At 54.2% G+C, this 7815-nt stretch carries 9 protein-coding genes; 5 read left to right on the forward strand and 4 right to left on the reverse strand.

Annotated elements, in window-relative coordinates; translation table 11 throughout:
* Nucleotides 1–94: 94 nt before the first annotated feature.
* The 4 genes from MHN01_RS10095 to MHN01_RS10110 are packed head-to-tail and all read left to right on the forward strand — an operon-like array spanning nucleotide 95 to nucleotide 3393.
* Nucleotides 95–1210: an FAD-binding oxidoreductase gene (locus MHN01_RS10095; protein ID WP_239411238.1), complete on the forward strand. Its 1116-nt coding sequence runs from the start codon at nucleotides 95–97 to the stop codon at nucleotides 1208–1210.
* A complete protein-coding gene (locus MHN01_RS10100; RefSeq protein ID WP_075764470.1) occupies nucleotides 1176–1478 on the forward strand; it encodes a (2Fe-2S)-binding protein in 303 nt (100 codons plus the stop codon). Before MHN01_RS10095 ends, MHN01_RS10100 begins: the two co-directional genes overlap by 35 nt.
* Before the next feature lie 18 nt (nucleotides 1479–1496).
* Complete coding sequence (locus tag MHN01_RS10105) at nucleotides 1497–3080, forward strand: NAD(P)/FAD-dependent oxidoreductase (protein WP_239411239.1); 1584 nt, start codon at nucleotides 1497–1499, stop codon at nucleotides 3078–3080.
* Nucleotides 3037–3393 carry a RidA family protein gene (locus MHN01_RS10110; RefSeq protein ID WP_239411240.1) on the forward strand — a complete coding sequence of 119 codons (357 nt, stop codon included), beginning with the start codon at nucleotides 3037–3039 and terminating at the stop codon, nucleotides 3391–3393. Before MHN01_RS10105 ends, MHN01_RS10110 begins: the two co-directional genes overlap by 44 nt.
* A 93-nt stretch (nucleotides 3394–3486) precedes the next feature.
* Here MHN01_RS10110 and MHN01_RS10115 read toward each other — a convergent pair whose 3' ends face one another.
* Complete coding sequence (locus MHN01_RS10115; protein WP_239411241.1) at nucleotides 3487–3903, reverse strand: VOC family protein; 417 nt, start codon at nucleotides 3901–3903, stop codon at nucleotides 3487–3489.
* 348 nt (nucleotides 3904–4251) lie between these two features.
* Between MHN01_RS10115 and dcuC the strand changes: the two genes are divergently transcribed.
* Nucleotides 4252–5646 (forward strand): C4-dicarboxylate transporter DcuC, encoded by a 1395-nt coding sequence (gene dcuC, locus MHN01_RS10120; RefSeq protein WP_239411242.1) that lies wholly within the window; start codon nucleotides 4252–4254, stop codon nucleotides 5644–5646.
* 58 nt (nucleotides 5647–5704) lie between these two features.
* On the opposite strand, the gene MHN01_RS10125 is transcribed toward dcuC, so the two are convergent.
* The 3 genes from MHN01_RS10125 to MHN01_RS10135 all read right to left on the reverse strand — a co-directional run.
* A complete protein-coding gene (locus MHN01_RS10125) occupies nucleotides 5705–6130 on the reverse strand; it encodes a universal stress protein (RefSeq protein ID WP_160649844.1) in 426 nt (141 codons plus the stop codon).
* Nucleotide 6131: 1 nt separating this feature from the next.
* Nucleotides 6132–7454 (reverse strand): TRAP transporter large permease subunit, encoded by a 1323-nt coding sequence (locus MHN01_RS10130; RefSeq protein ID WP_239411243.1) that lies wholly within the window; start codon nucleotides 7452–7454, stop codon nucleotides 6132–6134.
* The coding region (locus tag MHN01_RS10135; protein WP_239411244.1) for a TRAP transporter small permease subunit at nucleotides 7451–7815 on the reverse strand (365 nt) is incomplete at its 5' end. The genes MHN01_RS10130 and MHN01_RS10135, both read right to left, overlap by 4 nt.

Below are 7815 nucleotides of genomic sequence, written 5' to 3' on the forward strand. Positions count from 1 at the left end.
AAAGCCCTGAACTAATCCCCCCCGCCAACACCCATTGTCGGGGAATATCGACTATTCCCCGACCTTTTCGACACGACAACTGCAGAGAAATCACATGAAACCGGAATATGTCATTATCGGTGGCGGCGTGGTGGGCTGCGCCGTGGCTTACGGGCTGCTAAAAAACGGGCACCAGGTTACCGTCCTTGACGGAGGAGACAGCGCCCATCGCGCTTCACGGGGTAACTTTGGCCTGATCTGGCTATCCTGCAAGGGGCTGGATGCCCCGCATTATGCCGCCTGGACCCGCCGCTCTGTCGGTATGTGGCGCGAGCTGGCCGACGAGCTTGAGCAGCTGACCGGAGAGACCATCAACCTAGAGCAGAACGGCGGCTATGACTTCCACTTCTCCGAAGCCGAAATGCAAGCCCGCGTTGCCCAGTACCAATACCTACGTCAGGCGCTTGGCACCGATCACCCGTTCGAGGTATGGGATCAGGCCAGGCTAAGACAGGAGGAGCCACAAATCGGCCCGGATGTCGTCGGTGCCATCTATGGTGCAGAGGACGGTCACGTCAATCCGCTCAAGCTGCTACGCGCTTACACCAAGGCCATCAAAATACTGGGCGGCAAGGTTATCACCCAAGCCAATGTCGAACATATTGAGCAGCAAGCCGATGGTCGGTTCTGCGCAACATTGCTGGACGGAAGCACAGTTAACAGCGACAAAATCGTCCTGGCTGCAGGACTGGGAGCAGCCAAACTAGGCCCGCAACTTGGCCTGAAAGCGCCCGTTAAACCACAAAAAGGCCAGGTGCTGATCACCGAAAAACTGCCGCCGGTGATCAATCGCCCCTCAGGTATTATCCGCCAGGTCAACGAGGGAGGTATCCAGATTGGAGATTCCAAGGAAGATGCCGGACTCGACGATCAGGATACGATGGCGGTCACTGCTGCCATTGCCGAGCGGGCGATTGCCGTCTATCCCTTCCTCGCCAACACCCGCTTGATCAGAAGCTGGGGTGCTCTGAGGATTATTTCGCCGGACGGCCTGCCTATCTACCAACAGTCTTCCAGCCATCCGGGCGCATACATAGTAAGCTGCCATAGCGGGATCACGCTTGCAGCCGCCCACAGCTACCTACTGCCGCACTGGCTGGAAAACACTGCCGATTCACCTGACTTGGAGCTATTCAGTGAAGACCGATTCGAACTTTCTGAGGCTAGATAACGCCTCACAGGCGGCTTCCCGAGAGGTGCGCTTCTTCTGGGAAGGCCAGGAAATATCAGCCCGGCAAGGCGATACCATCGCCGCCGCGCTACTCGCTGCCGGGATCAGCCATACCCGGGAGACGCCCGTATCCCAATCTGCCCGAGCCCCCTTTTGCATGATGGGGAGCTGTTTCGAGTGCCGGGTAGAAGTCGATGGCGAACACAATGTTCAGGCCTGTATGCGCCCGGTCGAATCCGGCCTCAATGTCAGGCGACAGCGCAGCTAACACGAAAAAGGAATTATTATGTTCAATGTTGATGTCTGCATCATAGGTGCGGGCCCGGCAGGCATGGCTGCGGCCATCGACTGTGCCAAGGCTGGTGCCAGTGTTGTCCTGCTTGACGAACAAGCACGCCCGGGTGGTCAGATCTACCGTGCCATCAAGGCCGACGGACATCCGCTGGGTGATGTTTTCGGTCCTGACTACCTCCGTGGTGCCAGTCTGGTAGAGACGCTGGGCAGCGCAAAAATACAGCACATTACCGAAGCCACCATCTGGCGGGTTGACCCGGACAAAACCGTATACTGGAGTCGCCGCGGCAAAGCCGAGCAACTCAAGGCCCGGCGCATTATTCTGGCAACCGGGGCCCTTGAGCGCTCCTTCCCATTTCCGGGCTGGACCTTGCCCGGCGTGATGACCGCCGGTGCCAGCCAGATCTTGCTAAAAACCGCCGGTATAGCCCCCAAACAGGCGGTGATGGTCGGCACAGGCCCACTGTTATATTTATTGGCCGTCCAGTTAATCAATGCCGGGGCCAAGCCTGCTGCGATTGTCGATACCCAGTCGCCCAAGCAGTACCTGCAAGCCAGCCGCTTCGCCATTAACGCCCTTAAAGGTCACAAGTACCTCACCAAGGGCCTCAAGCTGCTCGGACAAATTCGCAAAGCCGGTGTTGCCCACTATACCCAGGCGACAGACATTTGCGCACATGGCAACGGAGATGGCCAGGGCAGTTCTGCCGACAAGGTCGAACAACTGAGTTTTCGCAGCGGCGGCAAGACAGTAATGCTTCCTGCAGCTACCGTCCTAAGCCATATTGGCGTGATCCCCAATGTCCAGCTGAGCCGGGCCATGGGACTGGAACATGACTGGGATCGCATACAGCGTTGCTGGCGACCGCAGCTGGATGCGCACAATAACACGTCTTTGGACGGTGTAGCGATTGCCGGTGACAGCGGCGGGATCGGTGGTGCCCTGGTGGCCGAATACCAGGGGCAGCTAGTCGCAACCGAGGCACTTTACGCGCTGGGCTACCTGAACAAGGCACACTGGCAGCAGCAAACCCTGGCTCTGACACAGAGCATCAAGCAGGAAATCGCCATCCGGCCATTTCTCGATACCTTGTATGCCCCTCCTCAGCAAGCACTTACACCATCGGATAACACGATTGTCTGTCGTTGCGAGGAAGTCACTGCCGGTGAGATTCGCCATCATGCACGCGAGAAGTGCAATGGCATCAATCAGATCAAAACCTATACCCGTTGTGGCATGGGGCCCTGTCAGGGACGCTACTGCGGCCCGACTGTGGCAGAAATCATCGCCGACGAAACCCGCACTGACATTGCCAAGGTCGGCTATTACCGGATCCGTCATCCGATCAAACCGCTCAAGCTCGGCGAGCTGGCTAGCCTGACCCCGGTCAGTGAATCTTTTATTCAGCGATACCGAGCAAATCAAGGCGGCAGTAGTCCGGCGAAAACTACCCAGGCAGCTACTCAGGCTACTGATCAGGCAGATACTCAGAGCTCCATTCACACCACTAATCAAAACAAGGAAAGCAAGCATGACAGCCATCAAAAGGCAGTACACCAACCAGCGAATGAGTAAAGTCGTTATTCACAACGATACCGTCTACCTGTGCGGTCAGGTGGGTATCGCCGGGACCAGTGTGGCAGAGCAAACTCTCGAAGCACTGCAACGGGTGGAAACCCTGCTGATTGAAGCTGGCAGTGACAGACAACATGTGTTGCAAACAACGGTTTGGCTGGCTGACATGAGCGACTTTGACGAGATGAACCACGTTTGGGATCAATGGTTCGGAGAAGGTTTTGCGCCGGCCCGCGCCTGTGGCGAAGCCAAGCTGGCACGCCCGGAACTCAAGGTTGAGCTCATCGTAACGGCAGCTGTGAAGAAAGACTAATTATTGTTTTGTGACACATAGCTGCGCCATATCGCAATATGAAGGCTCGTTGCCGTGAGCCTTCGTCTTGTGTTGCAGTTACCGCAACAGCAATTAGCGGCCCGCCATCGGGTGGCTCGGATCCAGCTGGAGCAAATCCCACAGGTTTCCGTACAGATCTTCAAACACGGCCACCGTGCCATAGTCCTGCTCTTTAGGCTCCCGCACAAACTTTATCCCTTCGGCTTGCATCCTGTTGTAATCACGCCAGAAGTCATCGGTGCTGAGGAATAGAAACACCCTGCCACCGCTCTGGTTGCCAATAAAGCCTTCCTGCTCGGGCTTCGAGGCTTTGGCCAGCAGAATAGTCGCGCCATTTGAGCCCGGAGGAGAAACAACGACCCAGCGCTTGTCCTGCTCGGGCTGATAGGTATCTTCAACCAGTTCAAACTTCAACTTTTGAGTATAAAACTCAATAGCTTCATCATAATCTTTCACGACCAGGGCAATATGAATTAAAGACTGTTTCACGCTCTACATTCCTCTTGGTGCAACCTAGTTTGTCGATGATAGAGGGTATCTCAAATTGACTTGTTTTACAGTGACTAAAGCCGTCAGCCAACTTGATCGTCGACTATTTCAACTCCCCCAAATACCCTGCAGGCATTATCCCGATATGTCACTGCTCGCTATCGTTCTATCGCTATACGTACATAAAAAATAAGCCAATATCTCAAAATGTGACCCTAAGCCGGGAAACATGATCCTTCCTTCGAGTTACGCCATATTTATATGCAACTCATGACACAAATCAACATTCAGTTGCATACTCTGATATATATCTCCACGTTGTTATTAAACACTGCTTATGAGGAAGCAATGAGCATATTTATCTCCATACTGGTCGTTTCCATAGTTGGATTCGCCATTCTGAAAAAGTATAACGCGATCGCCACCTTGTTCCTGGGGGCGGCGGTATTAATGGCAGTCTGTGCCGCGATGGGCTTACCCGTTATTCCCGAAGCAAAGTCCAGTGGTAATGCCTGGCTGGATATCTTTGAGTCAATGAACTTAATGTTCAACAACCGTTTCGGAGGCATGGGGCTGATCCTTTTTGCCTTGCTGGCCTATGCCCGTTATATGACCTACATCGGCGCCAACGACATCGTTATCAACAATGCGCTTAGGCTACTGGGCGGTATCAACAAACCCTACCTGCTACTGGCCGTGACGTTTCTTATCGGTAGCTTTATCTCGCTGGCAGGGTTCGGGGCAACCAGCCTCGCTGTGTTGCTGATGTCGACACTGTTCCCGGTGCTAAATGCACTAGGACTGCCTGCGATTTCAATTGCTGCAGCGATTGCGACTACAGCCACCATCAGCTTCTCGCCTCTTGCTGTCGACTCGGTCATTGCGGCAGAAAATGTTGGCATGTCGGTTGAAATCTACACCCTGAAATATCAAATTCCTCTGGCTATCCCAAGTATGCTGGCCATGGCTGCTGCCCACTACTTCTGGCAACAGTACATGGACAAAAAAGAAGGCTTGCTACAGCAGGGCAGCAGCAAGAAAGTGAGCCTCAACAATGTCGATGTAAAAACCTCAGAGATCGAAGGCAAGGCGCCAGGTTTTTACGGCTGGCTACCTATGCTGCCGATTATTGTCCTGGTCGTGACCAGTGGCGAGCTGGGGCTGGTTGAAGGCGTCACCATGAACATCGGCACCATTGCCATCCTTTGTCTGTTTACAGCAATGGCGCTGGAAGCGATTCGCCACCGCAGCGGCCGTACCGCAATGGAAGGCATGAGTGCGATTGTCAAAGGGATGGAAGATGCCCTGCCGGTTGTCTTGATTCTGGTGGGTGCCGGCGTGTTTGCCCAGGGCCTTAAAGCTATCGGCGCCATCAATATGCTGATTGAAACCGCCTCGCAGGTCGGCTTCGGTGCGACGGCAATGATGCTGGCACTGGTTGGCCTGACCGGTGCCGTGGCGTTCCTGACCGGGTCGGGCAACGCGGCATTTTATGCGTTCGTTGAGCTGATCCCGAAAATTGCCGACGGCATGGGTATTAACGGTGTCTACCTGGTGATGCCAATGCAGCAGGCATCCAATGCCTGTCGCGCCATGTCACCGGTTGCCGGGGTAATCGTTGCTTCATCCGGTATGGCAAAAGTCTCGCCGTTCGATCTGATCAAACGCACGATTCCGCCAATTTCATTCGGTCTGGCAGTTAACATCATCCTGAGTATTATCTTCCTGCCACTGGCAATCTAGCCATAACAAAAAGCCTGATCCCCGCTCTAAAGGGATCAGGCTTGCTATCGACTCTCTACTAACGCACCACAAAAACCGAGCAGGGTGCATGGCGCACCACCTTGGCGGCATTCGAGCCCAGCAGGTACGAACGGAGCTTCGGCTTGGCCGATGCCATCACAATCGCATCAACCTGACTTTTCTTTGCCTGGGCAACCACCTCATCAAACACAACACCGCTGCGGATGATCCCGCTGCCGCGATGCTTTTCAGGCACCAAACGCTCAAGCATCGCCTGTACCGCAAAACGGGTATTGGCATTTTTGCCCGAAAAGGTATCGCCCGATACTGTAGGAACCATGCTGTGATGCACCCGAACATCATCGACAAACAGCATGTCAATCACCCCATCGTCGGCGAGCAGTTTCAGTGCCATATCGACTTCTTTCTCGACCACATCGGGGAAGGCGAGGTCCACTGGCATCAGTACATGTTTGAGACTCATATTAATGTACTCCCATCAACTTGTTCGGTAACCACAGCACCACTTCCGGGAACAGCATGCAGAGGATCAAGACACACAATTTGAGCAGAATAAACGGTGCAATCGAGCGGTAGATATCCATCATCGTCACCCCCGGCGGCGCAATGCCCTTGAGATAGAACAGCGCAAAGCCGTACGGCGGGGTCTGTACTGCAATCTCGATATTGAGGATCATCAGAATACCGAACCAAATCGGATCGTAGCCCAGCGACACCGCTATCGGGGTAAACAGCGGGGCGCACATCAAGACAATAATCAGCTCGTCAATGATGAAACCCAACAGCAGCATGATTACCTGCAGCAAGATGATCACTCCCAGCGGCGGCAGTCCCAGATCCTGGGTGAACTGGGCCACCATATTCTGTACACCACTCAGCATATGGAAATTACTGAAAATCGACGCGCCGAGGATGATCCACATCGACACACTCACCAGCATCGCGGTTTCAAACCCGGAGGATTTAAACATCTCGAAGCGGAACCGCTTGAACACGACCGCCAATAAAATAGCCCCGATAACCCCTATTGCCCCCGACTCAGTCGGCGTCGCTATACCTGTAATGATGCTGCCCAATACAGCTACGATCAGCAGCAGCGAGAACAGACCGTCACGGGCGGTGCGCACCTTCTGCTTACCGCTCATCTGGCTCTCCTCGCCGGTGCCGAGCGGCGCCTTCGACGGCTTGATCTTACAGCTGATGATCACATAGGCCACCAGCAGGGTAATGGAGATCAGAGCCGGGACAATCGCGGCGATAAACATTCGCCCGACCGAGTTCTGGGTCGTCGCCGAATACATAATCATCGGAATGCTGGGCGGGATAAGAATCCCCAGCCCGCCGCCGGCCATGATCACGCCAAGTGCGAGGCGCTTGTCGTAACCGCGATCCAGCATCGGCTTTAAGGCAATACTGCCCGAGGTCATAATCCCCGCCCCGATGATCCCGACCATAGCCCCGATCATTGAACACACCCCGATCACGCTGATCGCCAACGATCCTCGCAACCGGCCGATCAGCATCTGGCTGGCATTAAACATCGCATCCCCGATCCCTGATCGGGTTAACAGCTGGCCCATGTAGATATACAAAGGGATTGCCAGCAGAATAAAACTGAAAAAGTTACTTTCTATGGTGGTCGGGATCAGGTTAAAAATCCCCTCGCCCCAGGTCAGGTAGCCCATGCCCATGGCAATGCCGCCAAGCGCCAGTCCTACCGGTGCACCTAGGGCAAAGCTTGCCAAAATGCAGCCAATCAGCAGCAATGTCAGTACTTCAATACTCATACGTCCTCCATCCCTGCTGGCGTATAGGTCGATTTTGCCTGTTCGTCACAGTGCTCTTCTTCCTGCCCCAGCAAATCCCGCTCGGTAAACAGAAAATAGAGATCCTGCAACAAATCACTGGTGTACTGCAGGATGAATGCTCCGCATGCCACCATCATCATGACCCAGAAGTGAGCCATGGTCGGCGCCCACTCCGACTGTCGGCGATAGTTAAATTCGATGGCCTCTTCAAACTTGCCAAAGCTCATCATCAGTACCACGGCGAGAAAAAAGATCGCCAAAGAGTAGGAAAACAGATTGAAGAGAGATTTGAAGCGGGCCGAGACCGAGAGGTAAAACACATCCACATTGATATGCGCTT

This window comes from Photobacterium sp. OFAV2-7 (assembly GCF_022347985.1).
GTDB lineage: Bacteria > Pseudomonadota > Gammaproteobacteria > Enterobacterales > Vibrionaceae > Photobacterium.